The organism is Mesorhizobium sp. CNPSo 4661, from assembly GCF_057784215.1.
Genome location: NZ_JBWGIO010000015.1, coordinates 120331 through 142745 on the forward strand (window position 1 = coordinate 120331; position 22415 = coordinate 142745).

The following is a 22415-nucleotide window of genomic DNA, read 5'->3' on the forward strand; positions in this document are numbered from 1 at the left end:
ATTGCTCCGGCGCCGGACAATTCGGGATAGGGGCATAACGGCGTGAAAACCTTAAAGTTCCCGCCGGAAACTATTGAAAATTGAGCAGGTTAACCAATGACCAGTCATTAACCAATGACCATGTCGGCCTGCCGGCGCCGCGCCAGCACCCGCTCGATATTGGGCATGTCGTTGGAGGCGATCCAGGCGCGGGCGTCCTCGTCGGACTTGCCATGCTCGCGCCAGCGCTCCATCAGGCGGCGCTCGAGCTCAGCCCGCGGCACGTCGACGAAGATGGTGAAATCGAACAGAGGCGCCAGCCGCGACCACGGCTCCTCGTCGAGCAGCAGGTAGTTGCCCTCGACCAGGATGAACTTGGCGTCGGCGCCGACGATTTCGGCGGCCGCGCGCGACAGTTCGATGCTGCGATCGAAGACCGGAATGGCGATGTCGGGCTCGCCCGAGCGGATGCGCTTCAACAGCGTCTCGAAGCCGGCGAAATCGAAGGTCTCCGGCGCGCCCTTGCGAGGGCGCAGGCCGCGACGGTCGAGGATGATGTCGTCATAATGGAAGCCGTCCATCGGCACGACATCGGATGAGCCCTCCGGCAAAAGCTCATGCAGTGAGGCGGACAGTGTCGACTTGCCGGAGCCGGGCGGACCGGCGATAGCGACGACGAAGCGCTTGGCCTTGCCGGCGCGCTTGAAGATGGCGGCGGTGATATGGGCGATCTCGGACATCGGCGGCTTTCCGGCTGCGGTTCGGCTGGCATCTTGGCGGGTATGGATGGAAATTTCAAACCTGGTTTCTTGATGCCGAAGTTTCGACCGCTTTCCCGCCTTCGAGATTGGCCGAGACGCCCATCCCATCGTCATCCACGGGCGGAGCAAGGAGCGAAGCGCTTCGCTCCTTGCTCCGCCCTGGAATGACGAACTCTCAGGCGCTCTGGCCCGACCTCTCAGGCAGGAACCGTGCGCCCGATGCGCAGGAAGCCACCGTCGAAGGGCAGCTCCCGCGCCGCGCCGCCGGCGGCGAGGACGCGCAGGCGATCAGGCGCCGATACCAGGCCGCTCGGCGGCTCGACCTCGTCGAACGGAACCCCACCGATGACGTGGCGGAACGAGACCGACCGCCCCTCGGCGAGCGCGAAGGCCGTCGCCACGCCTTCATGCTTCAGCCAGTTGTCGCCGAGCGAGGCGGCGTGGCCGACGGCCGTGCGGCCGTCCTCGACGCCGAGCACGCCGATATGGCGGCCGCTCCAGGGCGCGTAGTCGCGACCGCCATTCGAGAACCACAGCATGGTCACCGGCAGTTCGGCCGGGTTCTTCAGCACCAGCACAAGGTCCTGCTCGGCGCGGCGGGCGATCGCCGTCCAGCCCGGGCCGCCGTGATCCGCCTCGACCAGGGTGATGAAGTCCTCGCGCCGGTCTTCCATGCGGTAATCGGTGAGGTCGGTGGTGCCACCGGCGGCCAGCGGGAACCGCGCGAGATCGCCGGCGCGGGCCGGATAGGCCAGCATGGACCGGCCGCGCGCCGGATCCGGCTCCGGCGGCGTCGGGGGCGTGACCGCCATGCGCTTGGGCGAGAAGGCTAGCCGGCCGCCGCCCGTCATCACCGTCATCGGATGATGGGCGACGGAGATCGCGCCGGAGCCGCCGGAAAAGATGTGTTCCTGGTAGAGGAAGGGGTGGCCGTCGCGCAGCGTGAAGACCTTGTCGATGGTGGCGCCTATGACCTTGCGGCGCAGCCGGAAGACGGCGCGCCAGCCGCCCGCAATGGCGCCGTTCTCGACGACGTCCCACGCACTGTTGGCCGACCACCCATGCAGGGGTGCCGCCTCGACATCGCTGGTGGAGAACGGCGCGCAGAGGAAATCGCCGGACAGGCGGACCGTGCCTTCGGGCAGGTTTTCCGGCAGGCTTTCGCGCGGCGATCCGACCCAGGGGGCGCGATGCAGGGGTTTTAGAACGCGACCGTCGGCCTCGATATCCATCGCGGCGATATGGCCGACCGCGAGATCGAGCGAGACCGAGATGCCTTTTGCGCCGATCGTGACCGTATCCATGAATGCCTCCCGCGAATCTTTGAGGATAGCAAAGCCTGTCCGATGGAGGGCGCGCAAGCGGGGCGTCTGGCATTTTGCATCAGACGCGGCCGGAGCCGCCACTTGTGGTCGCAAACGCTTGCCCTTATTGCCCTGCCGGGCATTTATCCCCGTAAACGGGGAGAAAGAGGCATACTACTGCCTCTTATACTCCCTGACCGGCGATTTCGTGCCGTCGGTATAGGTCACCTGCACCGCCATCGATTTCACGTCGTCCTTGACCTTGAAATAGGGCTGGTAGTCGGAGGGAATGGCGTAAGGGTCCTTGGCGTCGCAAGGCGGCATCTTGATCTCCTTATCGAGCCCCGTGCCGTTCAGGCTGTAGTGCAGTTCCTTGATGGCGCAGCGGTAGGACAGCATCTGGGTGAAATAGACGAGGCCGTGATTACCGCCGGAGTCGAAGGCGATCCATGACGTCCAGAACTGGTCGAGGATCTGCTTGTTCTCCTGCTGCAGCGCGGCATCGGGGTCGAAGCGGATGGCGAAGGGACCGGTCTCGCGGCCCCGGATGTCGAGATATTTGATCGCGATGGTGGACGCGGCGGTGCTGTCGGGCAATTCGAAGCTCGGATTGGGCATCGGCTTGCCGGTGCGCTGGTCGTTCATCGCCATCAGACCGGTATAGGTGAACGAGCCGCTATCGCCGAGCCGCCAGGAAATCGCCGTCGCCGGCTCGGGCAGCGAGATCGTCATCGACCAGCCGGCGTTGGAGCGGGTCGGCGTCAGTGTCGGCGCGAAGCGCGATGGGTCGAGCACGTCGCCAAGGGCGGCCAGCCGGCTGCGGCTGCGGTCCAGCCAGTCGGCCAGTTGCGTCTGGTCGACGAAATATTTGAGCAGGCCGCCGTCCTTCTCGTAGGAGGAGAATTTGGTCAACGCCTGCGCCTCGCTGCGCTTGTCGGCGAGCGTCTGGCTGCCCAGGCGGTCCTCGGAGAACTCCTGCGCCAGCAGGAAGTAAGCCGGCGCGTAATCCGGATTGGCTGAAATGAAAGCGTTGAGCTTGTCGAGCCGCTGGGCATCGTCGAACTGAAGGAGATGGACGAGCTTGATCGACGGCGCCTTGGCCTTTTCGGCCAGTGAGCCGAACACTTCGCGGGCGCCGGCCTTGCCGTCCTGGACCCTGAGCAGCGTGGCGAAGCGCGTATAGGGATCGATGGCGTCGACATCGAAGCCGGCAAAGGCGAGATAGGAACGGCGGGCGTTCAGCATGTCGCCGGCCAGCTCATAGACGCGGGCATTGTGGTAGAACTCGTCCGGGCGCTTGGGATCGGCGATCGCCCCTCCCTGGGCCGAAAGCTGCGCAAAGCCCTTGGCAATCGTGTCGATCGAAGCGGCGATCTGCTCGGTCGTCGCCTGCAGCTTTTCGGCCTGTGCCTGCTGCTGTTGCTGGCCCGCGGCGAGTGTGTCGGTGGTTTGCTTGACCGCCTCGACGGTTTTCTGTGTCTGAGCGCCTTGCTCAGCCTGCTGCTGCTGGGCGGAGGCGATCTGCTCGGATTTCTGCGCGACCGTATCGGTCGCCTGCTTCACCGCCTCCACGGTCTTCTGCGTCTCGGCGCCCTGCGCGGTCTGCCTAGTCTGCGTCTGCGCGATCTCTTCGGTCGTCTTTGCCACCGCGTCGGTGGATTTCTTGACGTCCTCGACGGTCTTCTGCGTTTCGGTGACGGTCTTTTCGATCTTCGCCACTTTTTCGGAGACGATGCCCAGCGACTGCTGCAGCTCGGCGACCGCCGGCACGAGATTGGCGATCACGCCGTTCTGCGAATTGGTTTCCTGCTGGATGCCGTAGATGCCGCCGGCGATCGCCGCGGCGCTGGTGGCGAAGATCAGCGCCGGCATGGCTTTTGCCGCCAGCACCAGGCGCAGCACCATGGCGATGGCGATGATCAAAGCCGCGACCGCGGCGCCCAGCGCGATATAGGCGGCGAAGGGTCCGAGCGGGTTGAGCACGTCGCCGACCGCGCCGCTGACGAAGGCGAAGCTCGCCGCCCATTTGCCGGTGCGGCTGAGCGAGGCCCTGAGCAGCGAAGTCGTACCTGTGGCGATTTCCGACATGCCGATCCCCCCAAATCGATGCGCCATCATAGCGGCAAGGGGGCGGGGATGGCAAAGCGGGGGCTGGCTATTGGCGAAAGCCTAACCAGCATCCGATCTCCCCCAAGGGGCCTACAAGGGGAGATCAGCCGGCGCCTCCGCCTCGCCAACCAAATTCACTCAGCTATTTTCATCCCCACCCCTTGGCATTGGCTGGCGCCATGCCATCATCGCGCATCGGCTGTGGAGGCCGATTCTACCTCGGGGGTCTTCATGTCCATCTCTTTCGCGCGCCGCGCTGCCGTCGCGCTTTTGCTTGCCGTGCCGTTCGCACCCGCCGCTCATGCCGGCGACGTCACGTTCCAGATCAAGAACAACCATCCCAACGCCATGCGCGTCGAGCTCTACAGCCAGGACCGCGACTATGTCTGGCCGGGCGAGGGCAAGGATTTCTACCTCGACGACGGAGAGACCAAGCAATTGCCGATCTCCTGCAACGAGGGCGAGAAGATCTGCTACGGCGCCTGGGTCGACGGCGACGAGAGCACCTATTGGGGCGTCGGCCCGAACAACAAGGAAACCTGCGAAGACTGCTGCTACACCTGCAGTGGCGGCCAGACCGAGGAGATCGACCTGGAGCAGTAGCGGGAGGCGTTTCCCCTTCTCCCCTTGTGGAAGAAGGGAAAGGCTGCCCATCCTCCCAGCTTGACGCCCTTCGCACCGCCGCCCTAGCCTTGCCTCAACCCACTAGAGGAGAGCCCCATGGCAGGCACGGTCGAAGGCGAGAAGATCGACGTTTCTTTCAGCGGCAAGCGCTGCATCCATTCGCGCAATTGCGTGCTCGGCAACCCGCATGTCTTCGTGCCCAACGCTCCGGGCGAGTGGATCCACCCGGAGGCGGCCAGCGTCGAGCAGGTCGTGGCGCTGGCGCAGAATTGCCCGTCCGGCGCCATCACCTACAACCGTAAGGACGGCGGCCCGCAGGAGAAGCCGCCGGTGGTCAACACCGTGCGGTTGAGGGAGAACGGTCCGCTGGCGGTGCATGCCGAGATCGTGCTGGGCGACGAAACCCTCTTGCGCGCCACGCTCTGCCGCTGCGGCCTGTCGCAGAACAAGCCGTTCTGCGACAACAGCCACATCAAGGGCGGCTTCACCGCCACCGGCGAGCCGCCGCTGAAGGAAGCGCAGGTGCTGGAAGCACGGGATGGCCCGCTGAAGGTCACGCCCACCGTCAACGGCCCGCTCAAGGTCGAAGGCAATGCCGAGATCGTCACCGGCACCGGCCACACCATCGCCCGCACCACCAAGGTCTTCCTCTGCCGCTGCGGGCATTCGGCCAACAAGCCGTTTTGCGATGGGAGCCATAAAAAGGTGGGGTTCGTGGGATGACAAGCGCCGCGCCGGCGTTAGTTAAGGATGAGGTTTCGCGCTCGGGAGGATATCCATCATGCGCACCATGCTCGTCCTTGCTTTGCTTGCCTTGGCCATGCCCGCCTATGCCGCCAATCACGCGGTCCAGATCAAGGGCATGAAATTCAACCCGTCGAAGGTCAGCGTTGCCGTTGGCGACACCATCACCTTCACCAATGCCGATCCGATGACGCACACCGCCACCGCGCTCGATGGTTCCTTCGACACCGGCCAACTCGCCACGGGCAAGAGCGCCAAGGTCAAGATAACAGCCGCCGGCGCGCACCCATTCCACTGCGCCATCCACAGCTCGATGAAGGGCACCGTCACGGCGAAGTAGGCGGCGCTGAGGGCGCCCGCAACCCAAGCCTTGAGACGTCGGCAGGACAGCCCCCCTCTCTGTCCTGCCGGCCATCTCCCCCCATGGGGGAGATCAGATGTCACGCCGGCTTTCGCTATTCCCCAACGTTGCAAGGGGAGCGCCGGCGCTGAAGCTGCCAATCTCCCCCTTGAGGGGGAGATGTCCGGCAGGACAGAGAGGGGGGCCTCGCGCCGACATCTCTTAGCGCCCAACGCCGCATCCTTGGCCCATCCCTCCCTCCTTTATCCGCCAGCGCGTATCGGCTAAGGGGCAGACATCAAACCTCTTGCCCGGACTGCCGCCCCAAATGACCGCCAAACCTCACCCTCTCTTCCTCGGCATCGACACCGGCGGCACCTACACCGACGCCGTGCTGTGGTCCGAGGAAGGTGGCCCCAAGGGAAAAGTTCTGGCCAAGGCGAAGTCGCTCACCACGCGCCACGATCTCGCCGTCGGCATTTCCGGAGCGGTGGACGCGGTGCTTCAGCAATCCGGCACCGACCCGGCCGCCATCAAGCTGGTCTCGATGTCGACGACTTTAGCCACCAACGCGCTGGTCGAGGGCCAGGGTGGGCGCGTGGCGCTGGTCATGATCGGCTTTTCCGAGGCCGACCTTGCCCGTGATGGGCTCAAGACCGCGCTGGGCACCGATCCCGTGGTGTTCTGCCCCGGCGGCCATGACGTGCATGGCAATGCCGCAAAACTCGACCTTTCAGGCCTCGAGGCGGCGCTCCCCGAACTCGGCGGCTCGGTGTCGGGCTTCGCCGTCTGCGCCTATTTCGCCACCCGCAACCCGGCGCATGAGCTTGCGGCCCGCGATCTCGTCCGCGAGAAGACCGGCCTGCCGGTCACCGCCAGTCATGAGCTTTCGGCCAAGCTCGGCGGCCCGCGCCGCGCGCTCACCACCTTGCTCAACGCCCGCCTGATCTCGATGATCGACCGGCTGGTCGCGGCGACCGAAGGTTTCCTCGCCAAACGCGGCATCGCGGCACCGCTGATGGTGGTGCGCGGCGACGGCGCGCTGGTGTCGGCGGCCTTCGCCCGCCAGCGGCCGATCGAGACGATCCTCTCCGGCCCCGCCGCCAGCCTTGTCGGCGCCCGCCACATGACCGGGCTGGACGACGCCATGGTCTCGGATATCGGCGGCACCACCACCGACGTCGCCGTGCTCGATGGCGGCCGGCCGCGCCTCGACCCGGAAGGCGCCACGGTCGGCGGTTTCCGCACCATGGTCGAAGCGGTCGCCATGCGCACCTTCGGCCTCGGCGGCGACTCGGAAGTGGCGCTGGAAGACGGCGCGCTCGACCCGAAAATCCTGCTTGGACCGCGCCGCCTGGTGCCGCTGGCGCTTTCCGGCATGGTGCATGGCGAGGCGGTGACGTCGGAACTGGAGCGCCAGCTGCGCGCGCCGAACCCCGGTCGCATGGACGGGCGCTTTGCCGTCCGCACCGGCGTGCCGGACCGGCTCGCCGCCGGCCTCACCGCGCCGGAAGCAAAACTCTACGAGACGATCGGCGCCACCCCGCTGGCGCTCGATAGGCTGCTCGCCTCCAACGCACAGAACGCCACGCTGAACCGGCTGGTGGCGCGTGGTCTCGTGCACATCAGCGGCTTCACCCCGTCGGATGCCGCGCATGTGCTGGGAAAACAGGCCAATTGGGACGCCGCCACCGCGCGCCTCGGCGCCGAGCTCTTCGCGCGCCGCCGCGACGGCCGCGGCCAGGCGATTGCGGCGACGCCGGAAGCATTGGCCGAGCGCGTGCTCGTCACGCTGACCCGCTGGTCGGCCGAATACATCCTCGAAACTGCCTTCGCCGAGGACGGGCTGGACGGCGCCGCCACCGTCGCGCACGCGCTGGTGCAGCGCGCGGTCGACGCCCATCCGGGCATCGCCCGCTTCACCGTCGCGCTCGACCGCCCGGTCATCGGCCTCGGGGCGTCGGCGCCGCTGCATTATGCAGGCCTGCCGCCGCTCGTCGGCAATGGTTGCATCGTGCCGGAAGACACCGACGTCGCCAACGCGCTCGGCGCCGTGGTCGGCCAGGTTCGCGTCTCGGCCGAAGCCCGCGTCAGCCAGCCCAAGGAAGGCCTGTTCCGCCTTGCCTCCGGCCAGACGGTGCGCGACTTCATCGACGAGGACAAGGCGATAGCGGCGGCCAAGGCCGATGTACGCGCGATCGCCGCCGAGCGCGCGAAAGACGCCGGCACCGACAGCGCCGAGATCGACGTCGCCACCGAGTTCAAGGTCTCGACCATCGAGGGCCAGCGCATGTTCATCGAGGCGCATGTGGTGGCAGTGGCGTCGGGACGGCCGCGGATCGCGGTGTGAGGGCGCTTTTTTTCCTTCTCCCCTTGTGGGAGAAGGTGGATCGGCGCGCAGCGCCGAGACGGATGAGGGGTGTTCCAGCGGAGTGAGACGCTGGTTTTCCCTGGAGCACCCCTCATCCGTCGCCTTCGGCGACACCTTCTCCCACAAGGGGAGAAGGAGAAGGCAGCGCTCCCTACACCCTAAGCCGAATTGACCCCGCAACCCCAAACATGCCAAAGGCCCGGCAAGCTACCTATCTGGAGACGTGCTGATGACCGACCGCATCGAGATCGCCGGGTTGCAGATTGCCCGGGAGCTCCATGACTTCGTGGCCGAAGAGGCCGCAGTCGGCACCGGCATCGACGCCGAACAATTCTGGACCGGATTTTCAGAGATCGTCCACGACCTCGCGCCGAAGAACCGCGCGCTGCTGGCCAAGCGCGACGCCATGCAGGAAAAGCTCGACGGCTGGTATCGCGAAAACGGCGCGCCGATCGACATGGAAGTCTACAAGAATTTCCTGAAGGAGATCGGCTATCTGGTGCCGGATGGCCCGGCCTTCAGCGTCAGCACGGATCATGTCGACCCCGAGATCGCCGTCGTCGCCGGGCCGCAGCTCGTCGTGCCGGTGATGAATGCGCGCTATGCGCTCAACGCCGCCAATGCGCGCTGGGGCTCGCTCTACGACGCGCTCTACGGCACCGACGCCATTCCCGAGACCGGCGGCGCCGAGAAGGGCAAGGGGTTCAACCCCGCGCGCGGCGCCAAGGTGATCGCCTGGGCCAGGGATTTCCTCGACCAGTCGGTGCCGCTGACCACGGGCAGATGGGCCGGCGTCAATGGGCTGACGGTCGAGAACGGCGCGTTGAAGCTGGGCGAGGGCGCCGGCGCCACGACGCTCGCCGACCCGAAACAGTTCGCCGGCTATCGCGGCGATGCCGCCAATCCCGAAGCCGTGCTCCTGGTGAAGAACGGGCTGCACATCGAGATCGTCATCGATCGCGCCAACCAGATCGGCAGGACCGATGCCGCGGGCATCGCCGACGTCATCCTGGAATCGGCTCTCACCACCATCCAGGACTGCGAGGATTCGGTCGCGGCCGTCGATGCCGAGGACAAGGTCGTCGTCTACCGCAACTGGCTCGGCCTGATGAAGGGCGACCTGGCGGAAGAGATCACCAAGGGCGGCAAGAGCTTTACCCGCACCCTCAATCCGGACCGCCGCTACACGGCGCCGAATGGCGGCCAGCTGCTTTTGCCCGGACGCTCGCTGATGCTGGTGCGCAATGTCGGCCACCTGATGACCAATCCGGCGATCACCGACCGCGACGGCAACGAGGTGCCGGAAGGCATCATGGATGCCGCGCTCACCGCGCTGATCGCGCTGCACGATGTCGGCGAGAACGGCCGGCGCGCGAATTCCCGCGCCGGTTCGATGTATGTGGTGAAGCCGAAGATGCATGGGCCGGAGGAGGTCGCCTTCGCCGTCGAGATCTTCGATCGCGTCGAGGCGCTGCTCGGCATGCCGAAAAACACCATCAAGATGGGCATCATGGACGAGGAGCGGCGCACCACCGTCAACCTCAAGGAAGCGATCCGCGCCGCGAAGGAGCGCGTGGTGTTCATCAACACCGGCTTCCTCGACCGCACCGGCGACGAGATCCACACCTCGATGGAAGCCGGCCCGATGATCCGCAAGGGCGACATGAAGCAGGCCGCCTGGATCTCCGCCTATGAGGCCTGGAATGTCGATACGGGCCTCGAATGCGGGCTGGCCGGCCACGCCCAGATCGGCAAGGGCATGTGGGCGATGCCCGACCTGATGGCGGCGATGCTGGAGCAGAAGATCGCGCACCCCAAGGCCGGCGCCAACACCGCCTGGGTGCCGTCGCCGACAGCCGCGACGCTGCACGCCACGCACTATCACAAGGTCGATGTGCACGCCGTGCAGGCGGCGCTGAAGAGCCGGCCGAAGGCGAAGCTCGACGATATTCTCTCGGTGCCGGTCGCGGTGCGGCCGAACTGGACGCCGGATGAGATCCAGCGCGAGCTCGACAACAATGCGCAGGGCATTCTGGGTTACGTCGTGCGCTGGATCGACCAGGGCGTCGGCTGCTCGAAAGTGCCTGATATCAACGATGTCGGCCTGATGGAGGACCGCGCCACGCTGCGCATCTCCTCGCAGCACATCGCCAACTGGCTGCGCCACAAAGTGTGCTCGGAGATCCAGGTGCGTGACTCGCTGCAGCGCATGGCGGCCATCGTCGACCGCCAGAATGTCGGCGACCCGCTCTACCGGCCGATGGCCCCTGACTTCGACAATTCCATCGCCTTCCAGGCCGCCTGCGACCTGGTGTTCAAGGGCACGGTGCAGCCCAACGGCTATACCGAGCCGGTGCTGCACGCGCGGCGGCTGGAGCTGAAGGCGCGAGAGCGGTAGCGCGGCGTCGGCCATCCCTTGAGGGCCCGCAAGGAGCGGAGATTGACAGCGTTGCCAGCGGCGCGAACCTCCAAAAGCTGGGCAAATGCCTTCTTGCCCCCCGTTAACCAGTTGGACGCGGCACATGGGTTACGTTAGCTTCGCCGCGTCTCAGCAACAGCTTTAGAAACGTTCTTGCCCCGTCCCTTCCCTTTCCTCCAGAAACTCATCGCCGCGCTGGCCCTGCTTTTGCTGGTCGCCGGCTGCACGACGGCCGCGCCGCCGGAAAGCGTGCTCGCCGTGCCGGCGCAGCCGCAGAAATATGCCGCGATCGTGGTCGACGCCTCGTCGGGCAAGACCTTGTTCGAGGTCAATTCGAGATCGCAGCGCTATCCGGCGTCGCTGACCAAGATGATGACGCTCTACATGCTGTTCGAGGCGATGGAGAGCGGCCGTGTCAGCAAGGAAACGCGGATCCCGGTTTCCGACCACGCCGCCTCGCAGCCGCCGACGAAATTGCGTTTTAGGCACGGCGAGACGATCGACGTCGATTCCGCCATCCGCGCCATGGTGGTGAAGTCGGCCAACGACGTGGCGGTGGCGGTGGGCGAATATCTGGGCGGTGGCTCCGAGGACCAGTTCGCCGCCATGATGACCGCCAAGGCGCGCTCGCTCGGCATGAGCGGCACCAATTTCCGCAACGCCTGCGGCCTGCCCGACGACGGCCAGGTGACCACGGCGCGCGACATGGCGGTGCTGGGCATGGCGCTGGAAAAGCGCTTCCCGCAGCATTTCCACTATTTCTCCGAAAGCGACTTCATGTTCCGCGGCCGGCTGGTGCGCGGCCATAACGACATGCTGGGGCGCGTGCGCGGCGTCGACGGCATCAAGACCGGCTATATACGCGCCTCCGGCTACAACATCGTCACCTCCTACAATGCCGACGGGCGGCACCTGATCGTGGTGGTGATGGGCGCCGACTCAGCGCGGCAGCGCAACGACCATGTCGAGGCGCTGATCCAGAGGAGCCTGGGGCCGACGATCGCCGATGCAAGCCAGCCCAAGCTCATGTATTCCGGGCAACAGCCCTCTGCCGCGCCGCTTCCCGGCTTGCCGCAGGCGGATTCGGCTTTGCCGGGATTGCCGCCGCCCGGTTCCGTGGCGTCCGCGTCGCCGCAGCCCAGCCAGCCGGCATCCGATTTTCCGTCGCCGGACCTGGCATCGCCCGGCGCGCCACTGCTGCCGGCGCAGTAGCGGAGCGAGGGGGAAAGTCTGAGACGTCGGCGGGACAGCGCCCCCCTCTGTCCTGCCGGACATCTCCCCCTCTTGGGGGGAGATTGGCAGCTTCGGCGACGGCGCTCGCCCTGCAACGGCTGCGATTGGCGAAGGCAGCCGTGACGGCTGATCTCCCCCCTTGAGGGGGAGATGTCCGGCAGGACAGAGAGGGGGGCGAAGGAACGCTGCCTATCTCGTTCTGAGGGTGCCCTGCCGTTGCTTATCTGACCACCAGCACCGGGATCTGCGTCAGCGACACCACTTCGGCGGTCTGGCTGCCCAGCACCAGGCGGCCGATGCCGCGGCGGCCGTGCGAGGCCATGACGATGAGGTCGCTGCCTTCCGCACCGGCGACCTCGAGGATCGCCTCGGCGGGCGTGCGGTTCTCGATATGCAGGGTCTTCGCCTCGACGCCCTTCGCAGCGGCCTCGGCCTTGCATTTGTCGAGCACCTCGCGGGCGTATTTGCGCGCGCTTTCCTCGTAATTGACCAGTTCGTCGGCGGCGACATAGCCGGCCATGGCGCCGCCCCAGGCGAGCGCCGGGAACGGCTCGGAGACGGTGACGAAGGCGACGGCGGCGCCGAGGCCCTTGGCCAGTTCGAGACCATGGGCGACGCCCTTGCCGGCGAGTTCCGAGCCGTCGGTGGCGATCAGGATTTTCTTGTACATGCTGGCGATCCCTCATTTGCGGGGCGACGCGCCCCAGGTGGCGGGAGCCTGAACCTTCAGGCCTGGCTTCGATATAGTCAGCCTACCAGGCCCGCCACAGGGGCCAGCCTGATCTGGATCAAGGCCAGCCGGCAGAGACGGTTGCTCCAGGGGTTGGGCGAGAAATCGCCAACGGCGCTCCCCCTCACCCAGCCTCCGCTTCGCTCGGCTGACCTCTCCCCGGCGGGGAGAGGAGATTGTCAGCGCCGGCGCTTCCTCTTCTCCCCGCCAGGGAGAAGGTGGCCGCGTAGCGGCCGGATGAGGGGCGAGCGCCGCCCTATTGGATAGCGGGCCAGCGAAGCAACCCGCCCCCCGCCGATCACAAGAACTTGTTCGGTCATACCACCTTCACACTGACCATGGATATGCCGCGCCGGCTTGGCGTATCGTACCTCGCAAAGCCCGCGAACAGGAGCACCGACCATGGCAGGCGACCCGAAGACATCCGCGCAAGTCCAGGCCGACAATGAGAACGACATCGCCGGCGAATATCTCGAGGCGGAAACCGTGCCGGAGGATGCGCAAGCCGCCGCCGACGAAATCCTCGAAGCGCCGGAAGTGCCGGATTCCGAGCCGCATGTTCCGGGCACGACCAGGGTCAAGCCGAAGAAGAAGCCCTCGGCGATCAGCGGCCGCAAGTTCCGCAAGCGCGACCTGGTGCGCATCGATGATCTGCGGCCCAGCCTCGCCGACCGCATCCGCTCCGACCATCCCGACCTGCCGCGCGGCGCCCGTGTCAGCCGCGAGGAGCTCGGCCGCTACCGCATGCGCTACATGGAGGAATTGCTGCAGCAGGAGCACGGCGAATTCTCCGAGCTCGACCGCCAGGTGGTGGAGTCGATCGCGAAGCAGGACACGATCTCGGAAAACTCGGAGGAGGAATTCGAGGAGCACCGGACGTTTCCCGACCGCGTCTCCGACTCGATGGCCGCCTTTGGCGGCAGCTGGTGGTTCCTGATCTCCTTCGCAGCCATCCTGCTGGTGTGGATCGGCCTCAACCTCGTCCAGGGCGAATCCAAGGCGTTCGACCCCTACCCGTTCATCCTGCTCAACCTGATGCTCTCCTGCATCGCCGCCATCCAGGCGCCGGTGATCATGATGAGCCAGAAGCGCCAGGAGGTGAAAGACCGCCTGCGCTCCTTCAACGAATACCGCGTCAACCTCAAGGCCGAGCTCGAAGTGCGGCACCTGCACGAAAAGCTCGACTACCTGATCTCGCGCCAATGGACGCGGCTGGCCGAAATGCAGCAGATGCAGCTCGACGCGATGAACGAGCTGACCGCGAAGAAGCAGAAGCACACCGCAAGGCGGGCCGTGCGGCGCAAGGCGGCGAAGAGCGGGGCGGAGGGGTGAGGCTAGGAGTTCCTCGCCCCGCCAGAGGCGGGGGAGAGGTGGCTCGGCGAAGCCGAGACGGAGAGGGGGAGCGCCGTGTCCGATTGCTCTGTCGGTAAGACAATCAACCATCACAAGCCGCCGCCACTCCAATTGCCCGTTGAAGCCCGCAGCGGCTTCCGCTAAGAAGCCGTGGCTGGCCGGCTCACCGGTCGGTTCGTTTTCCGGTTTCCGGGAAGCACCCGTAGCTCAGCTGGATAGAGCGCTGCCCTCCGAAGGCAGAGGTCACAGGTTCGAATCCTGTCGGGTGCGCCAATAACCTTCTCAATGAAAATGAGCACTTACACCGAGCCGGTTTTGTTCTGGCTCGCATTTGTATGCAGCTAGATGCGGTACAAAACGCCAACTTGCGGGCCGCTCCCGAAAGCTGGCCGGCTTGCGTTTAGTGTAAGCTCCAGCCATTTTGTCAGCATGCCTGACCTGCTGCTCGACGGTTCATTTGCAACGCCGACGTGCCTGCAGTTGGCGTTGATCGCGTACTTCAAGGTGTTTGGCCTCATCATTGTTTTTGTCGCCATTTGGATTGCGGTTGTCTGCCTCAACGGACTGACAGCACCAGGTGGCTTCGGATGGGATTTGGAGGCTATGAAAGCTGATCCGACCGTGAGACCAATCCTGGTCGTCAGCGGGATAGCGGCGCTCGCCACCATGGCAACCATCTCTTTAACCGGTCCATTGTCGCACCTGCGTATAAGAATGATCGCCACTGACAGCGCATTCATTGAGACGGGCTGCTACATCGGCGCCCAATACGTCGAAACCCTCGATCGTAAAAACACGACTATCTCGTTTGTCTTGCACGGCGGCAAAATGCTTCGGTTCCAGCAGGAGGGGCGGCGCTGGCTTTACGTGCCGATAGAGTCAAATCCGAATTTCAGAAATCTGGTCATGATCGCACCGACGGCAATGAGAGAGTACTGGGACTATCTGACTTCGAAGAAATAAACGTACGACCTGACCCTGGCGGAATCCGTCCGGTAAAGCAGCTACCGGCTGGGTCGGTCCTCCCGCAAAACGTTGTATAGAAGCAGGCCAGCGATCAGGGACACGACCGCCCCTACCATGTCTTGGTTGGTCAATCCTGAATAATAGACGAAGGCGAACGCCAATTCGGACATCGGTTCACCCAACGTGTGTCTTCCTGAACGTGAACCTTCAGCAAGAGCTAATGTTCCGGTTGGTCTGTCCGATCAGGGAGCTTGGCCTACCTCTATTGCCGTAAGCCTTGCTTGATGAAAGGTGACGAGTCTTAGCGCCACACAGACGATCCGATTCGGAGGGTAAGGCGGCCGCCGCTCAGAGATCTACCCCTCTTGAGGTCCACTCTTCGCGGAATTGGTTTATCCCAGCGTCTCCCGTATCGCCGCCGCCAACCTCTCGACCCCATCCCTCATCTGCGCCGCATCACAGGCCGCATAGCCCAGCACCAGCCCTTGGGTCGGCGCCGTGTTCTGGAAATATTTCGACAGCGGCGAGACGTTGATGGCCCTTTTCGCCGCCGCCTGGCTGACCTTGATGTCGTCGATGCCAGGCCTCAGATAGCCCACCACCTGGATGCCGGCTTCGGCGGGGGAGAGCGTGATCTCGTCACGCAGGCGCTCGCTCACGATGTCGCGGAAAAGCTGGCGGCGCTGGGCGTAGATGCGGCGCATGCGCTTCAGGTGGCGGCTCATATGGCCTTCGGTGATGAAATCGGCGAGCGCTGCCTGCAACAGCAGTGGCGCGAACTGGCCGGTGGTGGAGAGGGCGTTGACGATGCGGCCGGCGAGTTCCGCGGGAAGCACCATGAAGCCCAGGCGCAGCGCCGGGAACAGGAGCTTGGCGAAGGTGCCGACATAGATGACGCGGCCGGAGCGGTCCATGCTCTGGATCGCCGGCACAGGCCTACCTTGAAAACGGTACTCGCCGTCGAAATCGTCCTCGATCACCCAGGCATTGGCGGTCTCGGCGATGTCGAGCAGGCGCAGCCGCTCCTCCATGCGCATGGTGATGCCGAGCGGATGCTGGCAGGCCGGCGTCACATAGATGAGGCGAGGCGAAAAGTCTGGAGCATCGAGCCGCCAGCCGCGCTCCTGGTCGACCGGGATGGGCAGGACCCTGGCGCCGGCCACGGTGAAGGCGGCCTTGGCGCCGTAATAGCCGGGTTCCTCCATCCACACCGTGTCGTCGGGGTCGAGCAGCAGGCGCGCCAGAAGATCGAAGGCGGCCTGCGCGCCGGTGGTGATGACGATCTGCTCCGGCCTGCAGCGCACGCCGCGCGCGGAATAAAGATAGCCGGCGATCGCATCCTTCAGCGCCGGGTGGCCGGTGACGTCATAGGTGCCGAACAGCGTCTCGCCGCCATGGCTGGCGCGACGCGCGACCAGCCGGCCCCAGACGCCGAAGGGAAAGCTCTGCGCATCCGGCATGCCGGGATGGAAGGCGACATGCCCCGGCCTGCCGTGATGATAGGGCTGGCTGAGCAGAAGCTGGCCGCGCAGCGAAGGTGATCGCAGCGGCTCGGGCGGCTCCTGCGCCGGCGTCTCGCGCGGGCCGTCGGGCAGGTCGACGATCACCGGGCGCGCGCCCTGGCGGTTGGCGAGATAGCCTTCGGTGACGAGCTGGTCGTAGGCGGCGACGATGGTGTTGCGGCCGAGGCCGAGCTCGGCGGCCAGGGCCCGGGTGGAAGGAAGCTCCGAGCCCGGCGGCAGCGCGCGGCTGCGGATGATGGCGACGAGGCCGTGATAGAGCTGGCGCGACAGCTGCTCGGGGCTGCCGCGGTTGACGGCCAGCATGTCGAGGGGGAAGGGTTGCGGTTTGGGGTGGGGGCGCATGGATCACGTCGCTCCACGCATAGCGCGCATTTGCGTGCCGCAGGCTTTGAAGGTCGAGTTCCTTCGCCCCCCTCTCTGTCCTGCCGGACATCTCCCCCTCAAGGGGGGAGATCGGATGGCGCGGAGGCCTTCGCAAATCGCCAACGTCGCAAAGGGGGGCGCGACGGCGAAGCTGCCAATCTCCCCCCTTGAGGGGGAGATGCCCGGCAGGGCAGAGAGGGGGGCCTCGCGCCACCGCTTGATGATTTCCAGATCTCCCATCCCCCCATCCTGCCACACCCACCTTCCAGCACAAACTGGTTCCTTCATTTCCTTCAAAACTGGCCCTCGCGAGGGAGACAGAGCGGGGTAGACTTCGCTTACTGACGTTGGGGTAGGACGTCGACAAGAACATGAAGACGGGGACATGTGAGGCGGGATGCTGGGAGGGCGTCCTGCCGAACGAAGACGGCAGGGTTTTCGCCCTGTCGCCAGCAATCGCAGCCATCTCCTCCCGAGACCAGACACCCCGCAGCCATCCCGGCTGCGGGGCGGAAAGCGAGCAATGACGACAGTTCGACTTGGCATCAACCCGATCACCTGGACCAATGACGACGTGCCGGAACTGGGCGGCGACACGCCGCTCGAGACCTGCCTCGCCGAAACCGCGGAAGCCGGCTATGCCGGCACCGAGCTTGGCGGGAAGTTTCCGCGTGAAGCCCGCCAGCTCAGGCCTATCCTCGACCATTACGGGCTGGCGCTGGTCTCCGGCTGGTATGACGGGCGCATTTGCGAGAAAGAGGTGGACGAGGAATTCGAGGCGATCCGGCCGCATCTGACTTTATTGCGCGATCTCGGCGCCAGGCGCGTCGTCTATGCCGACACCTCGCGCGGCCGGCATGGCGCGATCCACGACCCGATCTCGCAGCGGCCGAAGCTGCTGGACGGGGAATGGAAGGCCTATGGCGCCAAGATCACCAGGCTCGCCGAGCGCTTTTCCGATTTCGGCGTCGGCATGGCCTTCCACCATCACATGGGCACGATCGTCGAGACCGACGCGGAGATCGACAGGCTGATGCATACAACCGGCGAGGCCGTCGGCCTGCTTTACGACACCGGGCACTGCGCCTTTTCGGGCGGCGACCCGGAGCAATTGCTGCGCCGGCATGTCGAGCGGGTCGTGCATGTCCATTGCAAGGACGTGCGCCCGGCGATGCTGAAGAAGGCACGCGAGGCCGATATGAGCTTCATGGGCGCGGTGATGGAAGGCATCTTCACGGTGCCTGGCGACGGCGCGATCGACTACCCGACGCTGCTCAAGATCCTCGCCGACCAGGGCTATTCCGGCTGGCTGGTGGTGGAGGCCGAGCAGGACCCGGCCAAGGCGCACCCCTTGACCTATGCCACGATGGGGTATCGCAATTTGAAAAGGCTGGCCGAGGGCGCGGGCTTCTACGCGCACGAGCGCAAGGCCTGAAGGCGGAATGGAGGGCCGGGGAGGGCGATGAGTTCGGTCCTGTATCAAAACGTGGTCAAGAATTTCGGCGCGCTTAACGTGCTGCGATCGCTCGACCTCGCCGTGCCGGACCATAAATTCCTCGCCCTGCTCGGTCCATCGGGCTGCGGCAAGACGACGGCGCTGCGCATCCTGGCGGGGCTCGACATGCCGACCGCGGGCAAGGTCTTCATCGGCGAGCGCGACGTCACCCGGCTGCAACCGCGCGACCGCGACATCGCCATGGTGTTCCAGAGCTATGCGCTCTACCCGCAGATGACGGTCGCCGAAAACATCGGCTACCCGCTGTGGATCCGAGGCACGCCGGACGCCGGGCGCAAGGCCAAGATCGGCGAGGTCGCCGCCATCCTCGAAATCGGCCATCTGCTCGACCGCCGGCCGCGGCAGCTCTCCGGCGGCCAGCGCCAGCGCGTGGCGCTGGCCCGCGCCATCGTGCGCGATCCGGCGGCCTTTCTCATGGACGAGCCGCTGTCCAATCTCGACGCGCGGCTGCGGCTCACCATGCGCGGCGAGATCAAGCGGCTCTGCCAGCGTCTCAGCGCCACCACCATCTACGTCACCCATGACCAGGTCGAGGCGCTGACCATGGCCGACCTCGTCGCCGTCATGCATGGCGGCGAGTTGCAGCAGATGGCGCCGCCCATCGACATCTACGACCGCCCGGCCAACCGCTTCGTCGCCACCTTCGTCGGCAATCCACCAATGAACATCCTGCCGGCCGGGCTCTCCGAGCAAGGCGTTATGGTGGCTGGCAAGACCATCCCGCTAGAGGCCGCGCGGCTCGCCGCCTGCCATGCCGCCTCCATCGCTGAAATCGGCCTGCGGCCGGAGGACTGCAGCGTCGCCCCGGCCGACACGCCGGATGCGCTGCCCGGCGAAATCTATGTCGTCGAGCCAATGGGCAACGAGACGCTGGTCAATGTCCGCCTCGAAGGCGGCAACGTCTCGGTCCGGGCCGGCCGCGATTTCAGGGGTGTGGTGGGTGAAAGCATCGGCGTCGCCTTCGACCCGGCGAACGCCTGTTTCTTCAATTCGGCCGGCCTCACCGCCGTCCACAGGGTCAACAACAATGGGAGAGTGACATGATGCATTCCAGCAGACTTACTCGCCGCTCCGTCATCAAGGGCGGGCTTGGCCTGGCTTTGGCGACCACCGCCCTCACCACGCTCGGCCTGCCGATGCCGGCCCGCGCCGCCGGCAAGAAGGTGATCATCGGCGCCTTTGCCGATGGCGGGCTGACGCCGTTCAAGGAAAAAATCATACCGCTGGCGAAGGAGCAGGGTTTCGACATCCAGTTCCTCGAGGACGAATACGGCGTGACGCTGGAGAAGTGGTTCGCCGATGCCCAGAGCGGCGCCGGCCAGTATGACCTCTATCTGCTCGACGACCCATGGGTGCCGCAGTTCGGCGCCGCCAACGTGCTCGAGGATCTCGGCGCCGGCGGCATCGACGGGTCCGACAAGGACTGGATCGGCTCGATGATCGACATGGGCTACTGGCCGCCGCAGCAGGGGCCGCGCGTCAAGGGCTTCGAGAAGGCCAAGCCGACGCTGATCTGCGTACCCTTCGTCGGCGACCTGCAGACGCTCACCTATCGCAACGACGTCTTCACCGGCGGCGCGCCCAAGACCTGGGACGAGGTGATCGCCAAGGGCAAGGAAGGCGTGGCCGCCGGAAAGATCAAATACCCGGTCGTCTTCCGCGGCGTCTCGGGCAACCCGATCGTCACCAGCTGGTACCCGATCTTCCTGTCGTTCGGCGGCTCGTTCTTCGACGACAAGTGGAACCCGATCTTCAATTCGGCCGAAGGCAAGGCTTCAGCCGATTTCTTCGTCGGCACGATGAAGCAGAACGCGCCGAGCGGGGTGGTCGAGTTCGACTCCGACCAGGAGGGCGCTGCGATCCTCGGCGGCGATGCCGGCGCGATCATCCAGTATTCGGGCAATGCGCTGAAAGCCGACGATTCGGCGCAGACCAAGGTCGCCGGCAAGCTCGATTTCGGCGTCGTGCCGAAGCAGCAGAAGGCGATCGCGCAGATGGGCATCTTCATCGCCGGGGTGCCGAAATCGGCGCCCAACAAGGCGAACTCGATCGAGTTCCTGAAGTGGTATGTCAGCGCAGAAACCCAGGCCAAGCTCTCGGAAGCGGGCTCTATTCCCGTCAAGCGCAGCGCCTTCGGCATCGCCAAGCCGGGCAACCGGCTGATCCCGGTTGCGCTCCAGCAGCTCGACGCCGGCGCGCTGCCGCGGCCGCGCACGCCGGACTGGGCGAAGGTCGAGGAATTGCTCGGCATCGAACTCAACAAGGCGCTGCAGGCCGGTTCCGGCGGCGGCGCCGCGCTCGAGACGGCGGCCAAGCAGGTCAAGGATTACCTGACCACGGCCGGTTACTACTGATGCAAGGGGCAACGCAGGCGCGCAAATATCGCCTGCAGGGGGCGGGGCTCGACCTCGCCCTCCCCTATCTCATGCTGGCGCCGGGCCTGATGATCGTGCTCGGCGTGCTGGTCTATCCGCTTTGGGATGGGCTGCGCGCCAGCACCAGGGCCTACCGCTATGGCTCGCCGGTCGCCGATGTCGGCTTGCAGAACTATCTGCATCTGTGGAGCGATGCGCAGTTTCTCAACGCGCTCTGGGTCACGGTGAAGTTCGTGGCGCTGTCGGTGTCTTTCGAGGCGGTGCTCGGCTTCGCGCTGGCGCTGTTTTGCCTGAACGAATTTCGCGGCATCCGGCTGCTCAGGACCGTGCTGATCATTCCCATGGTGGTCACGCCCGTCGTCGTCGCCATCGTCTTTCGACTGATCTACGCCAGCGACGCTGGCATGCTGACCGCGCTGTCTAAGGCCATGGGCGGCGGCGAGGTGCAGATCCTCGGCAATCCGCTCAATGCCTTCATCGGCCTGGTCGCGCTCGACGTCTGGGAATGGACGCCGCTGATGTTCCTGATCCTGCTTGCCGGGCTGCAATCGCTGCCGCACGAGCCGTTCGAGGCGGCGCGCGTCGATGGCGCCGGTGCCTGGCGCGTCTTTGCCGACCTCACCTTTCCGATGATGCGGCCGGTGCTGGCGGTGGCGATCGTGCTCAGGACCATCGACGCCTTCGGCACCTTCGACCAGGTTTTCGTGCTGACCCGCGGCGGGCCGGGCGAAGCGACGAGGTTGATCTCGATCTACGGCTACGACACCGCATTCAAGTTCCAGCAGACCGGATACGCGGCGGCGCTGTTCGTGACGATCGGCCTTGTCGTGCTCGCGCTGGCCTTCAGCGCCATCAGGCTCCTGCGCAGGATCGACGCGTCATGAGCAACCGTCTGGCCCGCATCCTCACCACCGTCTTCGTGCTGGCCGTCGTGCTGTTGCCGATCTACTGGCTGGTCTCGACCTCGCTCAAATCGAACCGCGAGATCACCCAGGAAGGCACGCTCTACCCGCATGTGCCGACGCTCGACAACTACGTGCGGCTGTTCACCGAAAAGCAGTTCGGCTCCTACCTGACGAACTCGCTGGTGGTGACCTTCTTCTCGGTCGCCATCGCGCTCATCGTCGGCGCGATGGGCGCCTATGCGATCGCCAGGTTCCGCCTGCCCTTCGCCGCGGAGCGCAAGGTCGGCCTGTTCCTGCTCACGCTGCGCATCATCCCGCCGGTCGTCATCCTGATCCCTGTCTATCTCTTGATGCTCAGCCTCGGCCTGCTCGACAGCTGGCTCGGCCTGATCGCCACCTACACCGCCTTCAACGTCACCTTCTGCGTCTGGATGATGGAGAGCTTCTTCCGCGAGATCCCCGTCGATCTCGAGGAAGCGGCGATGGTCGACGGCGATTCGCGCTTCGGCGCCTTCCGCCGCATCACGCTGCCTTTGGCGGCACCCGGGCTCGCGGCCACCGCCATCTTCGCCGTGCTGGTCACCTTCAACGAGTTCCTCTTCGCGCTGGCGCTGACGGCGACGCCGCGCGCCATGACCATGCCGCGCGGCACCGCGACGCTGATCGGCCGCATCGATACCGACTGGGCGTCGATGTCGGCGGCCGGCGTCATCGGCGCGCTGCCGATCGTCTTCTTCGCGCTCCTGGTGCAGCGGCATCTGGTGCGCGGGCTGACCATGGGCGCGGTGAAATGAACACCG

At 65.5% G+C, this 22415-nt stretch carries 18 protein-coding genes and 1 tRNA gene; 14 read left to right on the forward strand and 5 right to left on the reverse strand.

Annotation, left to right across the window (positions count from 1 at the left end; all coding sequences use genetic code 11):
* Nucleotides 1–107 precede the first annotated feature (107 nt).
* From AC0YKC_RS23015 to AC0YKC_RS23025, 3 genes are all read right to left on the reverse strand, one after another.
* Entirely contained in the window at nucleotides 108–719 is a 612-nt protein-coding gene (locus tag AC0YKC_RS23015) for a nucleoside triphosphate hydrolase (protein ID WP_488512701.1), read from the reverse strand.
* Nucleotides 720–937: 218 nt separating this feature from the next.
* Nucleotides 938–2044: a hypothetical protein gene (locus AC0YKC_RS23020; protein ID WP_488512702.1), complete on the reverse strand. Its 1107-nt coding sequence runs from the start codon at nucleotides 2042–2044 to the stop codon at nucleotides 938–940.
* A 174-nt stretch (nucleotides 2045–2218) separates the two neighbouring features.
* Nucleotides 2219–4132 carry a methyl-accepting chemotaxis protein gene (locus tag AC0YKC_RS23025; RefSeq protein ID WP_488512703.1) on the reverse strand — a complete coding sequence of 638 codons (1914 nt, stop codon included), beginning with the start codon at nucleotides 4130–4132 and terminating at the stop codon, nucleotides 2219–2221.
* A gap of 252 nt (nucleotides 4133–4384) precedes the next feature.
* Here AC0YKC_RS23025 and AC0YKC_RS23030 point away from each other — a divergent pair, with 252 nt between their 5' ends.
* The 6 genes from AC0YKC_RS23030 to AC0YKC_RS23055 all read left to right on the forward strand — a co-directional run bounded on the left by AC0YKC_RS23030 (nucleotide 4385) and on the right by AC0YKC_RS23055 (nucleotide 11863).
* Nucleotides 4385–4756 carry a hypothetical protein gene (locus AC0YKC_RS23030; protein ID WP_320294050.1) on the forward strand — a complete coding sequence of 124 codons (372 nt, stop codon included), beginning with the start codon at nucleotides 4385–4387 and terminating at the stop codon, nucleotides 4754–4756.
* 117 nt (nucleotides 4757–4873) lie between these two features.
* Nucleotides 4874–5500, forward strand: coding sequence for a CDGSH iron-sulfur domain-containing protein (locus tag AC0YKC_RS23035; RefSeq protein ID WP_320294049.1), 627 nt, complete (start codon nucleotides 4874–4876; stop codon nucleotides 5498–5500).
* Nucleotides 5501–5558: 58 nt separating this feature from the next.
* A complete protein-coding gene (locus tag AC0YKC_RS23040; RefSeq protein WP_320294048.1) occupies nucleotides 5559–5861 on the forward strand; it encodes a cupredoxin domain-containing protein in 303 nt (100 codons plus the stop codon).
* Nucleotides 5862–6189: 328 nt separating this feature from the next.
* On the forward strand, nucleotides 6190–8211 hold the full coding sequence (locus AC0YKC_RS23045) for a hydantoinase/oxoprolinase family protein (protein WP_320294047.1): 2022 nt from the start codon (nucleotides 6190–6192) through the stop codon (nucleotides 8209–8211).
* 250 nt (nucleotides 8212–8461) lie between these two features.
* Nucleotides 8462–10630, forward strand: a complete 2169-nt coding sequence (locus AC0YKC_RS23050; protein WP_488512704.1) for a malate synthase G — start codon at nucleotides 8462–8464, stop codon at nucleotides 10628–10630.
* 174 nt (nucleotides 10631–10804) lie between these two features.
* Nucleotides 10805–11863: a D-alanyl-D-alanine carboxypeptidase family protein gene (locus tag AC0YKC_RS23055; protein ID WP_488512705.1), complete on the forward strand. Its 1059-nt coding sequence runs from the start codon at nucleotides 10805–10807 to the stop codon at nucleotides 11861–11863.
* A 241-nt stretch (nucleotides 11864–12104) separates the two neighbouring features.
* On the opposite strand, the gene AC0YKC_RS23060 is transcribed toward AC0YKC_RS23055, so the two are convergent.
* A complete protein-coding gene (locus AC0YKC_RS23060; protein ID WP_488512706.1) occupies nucleotides 12105–12554 on the reverse strand; it encodes a universal stress protein in 450 nt (149 codons plus the stop codon).
* Nucleotides 12555–13016: 462 nt separating this feature from the next.
* Here AC0YKC_RS23060 and AC0YKC_RS23065 point away from each other — a divergent pair, with 462 nt between their 5' ends.
* The 3 genes from AC0YKC_RS23065 (at nucleotide 13017) to AC0YKC_RS23075 (ending at nucleotide 14930) form a co-directional block, all read left to right on the forward strand.
* Complete coding sequence (locus AC0YKC_RS23065; RefSeq protein WP_434724810.1) at nucleotides 13017–13946, forward strand: DUF1003 domain-containing protein; 930 nt, start codon at nucleotides 13017–13019, stop codon at nucleotides 13944–13946.
* A 217-nt stretch (nucleotides 13947–14163) separates the two neighbouring features.
* Nucleotides 14164–14240, forward strand: a tRNA-Arg gene (locus AC0YKC_RS23070).
* Nucleotides 14241–14396: 156 nt separating this feature from the next.
* Nucleotides 14397–14930 carry a hypothetical protein gene (locus tag AC0YKC_RS23075; protein ID WP_488512707.1) on the forward strand — a complete coding sequence of 178 codons (534 nt, stop codon included), beginning with the start codon at nucleotides 14397–14399 and terminating at the stop codon, nucleotides 14928–14930.
* Between the two features lie 395 nt (nucleotides 14931–15325).
* Here the strand turns inward: AC0YKC_RS23075 and mocR are convergent, their stop codons facing one another.
* Nucleotides 15326–16798 (reverse strand): rhizopine catabolism transcriptional regulator MocR, encoded by a 1473-nt coding sequence (gene mocR, locus AC0YKC_RS23080; protein WP_488512708.1) that lies wholly within the window; start codon nucleotides 16796–16798, stop codon nucleotides 15326–15328.
* 544 nt (nucleotides 16799–17342) lie between these two features.
* Between mocR and iolE the strand changes: the two genes are divergently transcribed.
* The 5 genes from iolE to AC0YKC_RS23105 are packed head-to-tail and all read left to right on the forward strand — an operon-like array spanning nucleotide 17343 to nucleotide 22409.
* Complete coding sequence (iolE, locus tag AC0YKC_RS23085) at nucleotides 17343–18254, forward strand: myo-inosose-2 dehydratase (RefSeq protein ID WP_488512709.1); 912 nt, start codon at nucleotides 17343–17345, stop codon at nucleotides 18252–18254.
* Nucleotides 18255–18281: 27 nt separating this feature from the next.
* Entirely contained in the window at nucleotides 18282–19379 is a 1098-nt protein-coding gene (locus tag AC0YKC_RS23090; RefSeq protein ID WP_488512710.1) for an ABC transporter ATP-binding protein, read from the forward strand.
* Nucleotides 19376–20689: an extracellular solute-binding protein gene (locus AC0YKC_RS23095; protein ID WP_488512711.1), complete on the forward strand. Its 1314-nt coding sequence runs from the start codon at nucleotides 19376–19378 to the stop codon at nucleotides 20687–20689. Before AC0YKC_RS23090 ends, AC0YKC_RS23095 begins: the two co-directional genes overlap by 4 nt.
* Nucleotides 20689–21594, forward strand: coding sequence for a carbohydrate ABC transporter permease (locus AC0YKC_RS23100; RefSeq protein WP_320294033.1), 906 nt, complete (start codon nucleotides 20689–20691; stop codon nucleotides 21592–21594). Before AC0YKC_RS23095 ends, AC0YKC_RS23100 begins: the two co-directional genes overlap by 1 nt.
* The gene (locus AC0YKC_RS23105) at nucleotides 21591–22409 is read left to right on the forward strand and encodes a carbohydrate ABC transporter permease (protein WP_320294032.1); all 819 of its coding nucleotides are present in this window, start codon (nucleotides 21591–21593) and stop codon (nucleotides 22407–22409) included. The genes AC0YKC_RS23100 and AC0YKC_RS23105 overlap by 4 nt, the downstream gene beginning before the upstream one ends.
* Nucleotides 22410–22415 lie beyond the last annotated feature (6 nt).

Bases quoted from the DNA above. Each gene is read 5' to 3' on its own strand.
- AC0YKC_RS23015 (WP_488512701.1), bottom strand. From the start codon at position 719: ATGTCCGAGATCGCCCATATCACCGCCGCCATCTTCAAGCGCGCCGGC.
- AC0YKC_RS23020 (WP_488512702.1), bottom strand. From the start codon at position 2,044: ATGGATACGGTCACGATCGGCGCAAAAGGCATCTCGGTCTCGCTCGAT.
- AC0YKC_RS23025 (WP_488512703.1), bottom strand. From the start codon at position 4,132: ATGTCGGAAATCGCCACAGGTACGACTTCGCTGCTCAGGGCCTCGCTC.
- AC0YKC_RS23030 (WP_320294050.1), top strand. From the start codon at position 4,385: ATGTCCATCTCTTTCGCGCGCCGCGCTGCCGTCGCGCTTTTGCTTGCC.
- AC0YKC_RS23035 (WP_320294049.1), top strand. From the start codon at position 4,874: ATGGCAGGCACGGTCGAAGGCGAGAAGATCGACGTTTCTTTCAGCGGC.
- AC0YKC_RS23040 (WP_320294048.1), top strand. From the start codon at position 5,559: ATGCGCACCATGCTCGTCCTTGCTTTGCTTGCCTTGGCCATGCCCGCC.
- AC0YKC_RS23045 (WP_320294047.1), top strand. From the start codon at position 6,190: ATGACCGCCAAACCTCACCCTCTCTTCCTCGGCATCGACACCGGCGGC.
- AC0YKC_RS23050 (WP_488512704.1), top strand. From the start codon at position 8,462: ATGACCGACCGCATCGAGATCGCCGGGTTGCAGATTGCCCGGGAGCTC.
- AC0YKC_RS23060 (WP_488512706.1), bottom strand. From the start codon at position 12,554: ATGTACAAGAAAATCCTGATCGCCACCGACGGCTCGGAACTCGCCGGC.
- AC0YKC_RS23065 (WP_434724810.1), top strand. From the start codon at position 13,017: ATGGCAGGCGACCCGAAGACATCCGCGCAAGTCCAGGCCGACAATGAG.
- AC0YKC_RS23075 (WP_488512707.1), top strand. From the start codon at position 14,397: ATGCCTGACCTGCTGCTCGACGGTTCATTTGCAACGCCGACGTGCCTG.
- mocR (WP_488512708.1), bottom strand. From the start codon at position 16,798: ATGCGCCCCCACCCCAAACCGCAACCCTTCCCCCTCGACATGCTGGCC.
- iolE (WP_488512709.1), top strand. From the start codon at position 17,343: ATGACGACAGTTCGACTTGGCATCAACCCGATCACCTGGACCAATGAC.
- AC0YKC_RS23090 (WP_488512710.1), top strand. From the start codon at position 18,282: ATGAGTTCGGTCCTGTATCAAAACGTGGTCAAGAATTTCGGCGCGCTT.
- AC0YKC_RS23095 (WP_488512711.1), top strand. From the start codon at position 19,376: ATGATGCATTCCAGCAGACTTACTCGCCGCTCCGTCATCAAGGGCGGG.
- AC0YKC_RS23100 (WP_320294033.1), top strand. From the start codon at position 20,689: ATGCAAGGGGCAACGCAGGCGCGCAAATATCGCCTGCAGGGGGCGGGG.
- AC0YKC_RS23105 (WP_320294032.1), top strand. From the start codon at position 21,591: ATGAGCAACCGTCTGGCCCGCATCCTCACCACCGTCTTCGTGCTGGCC.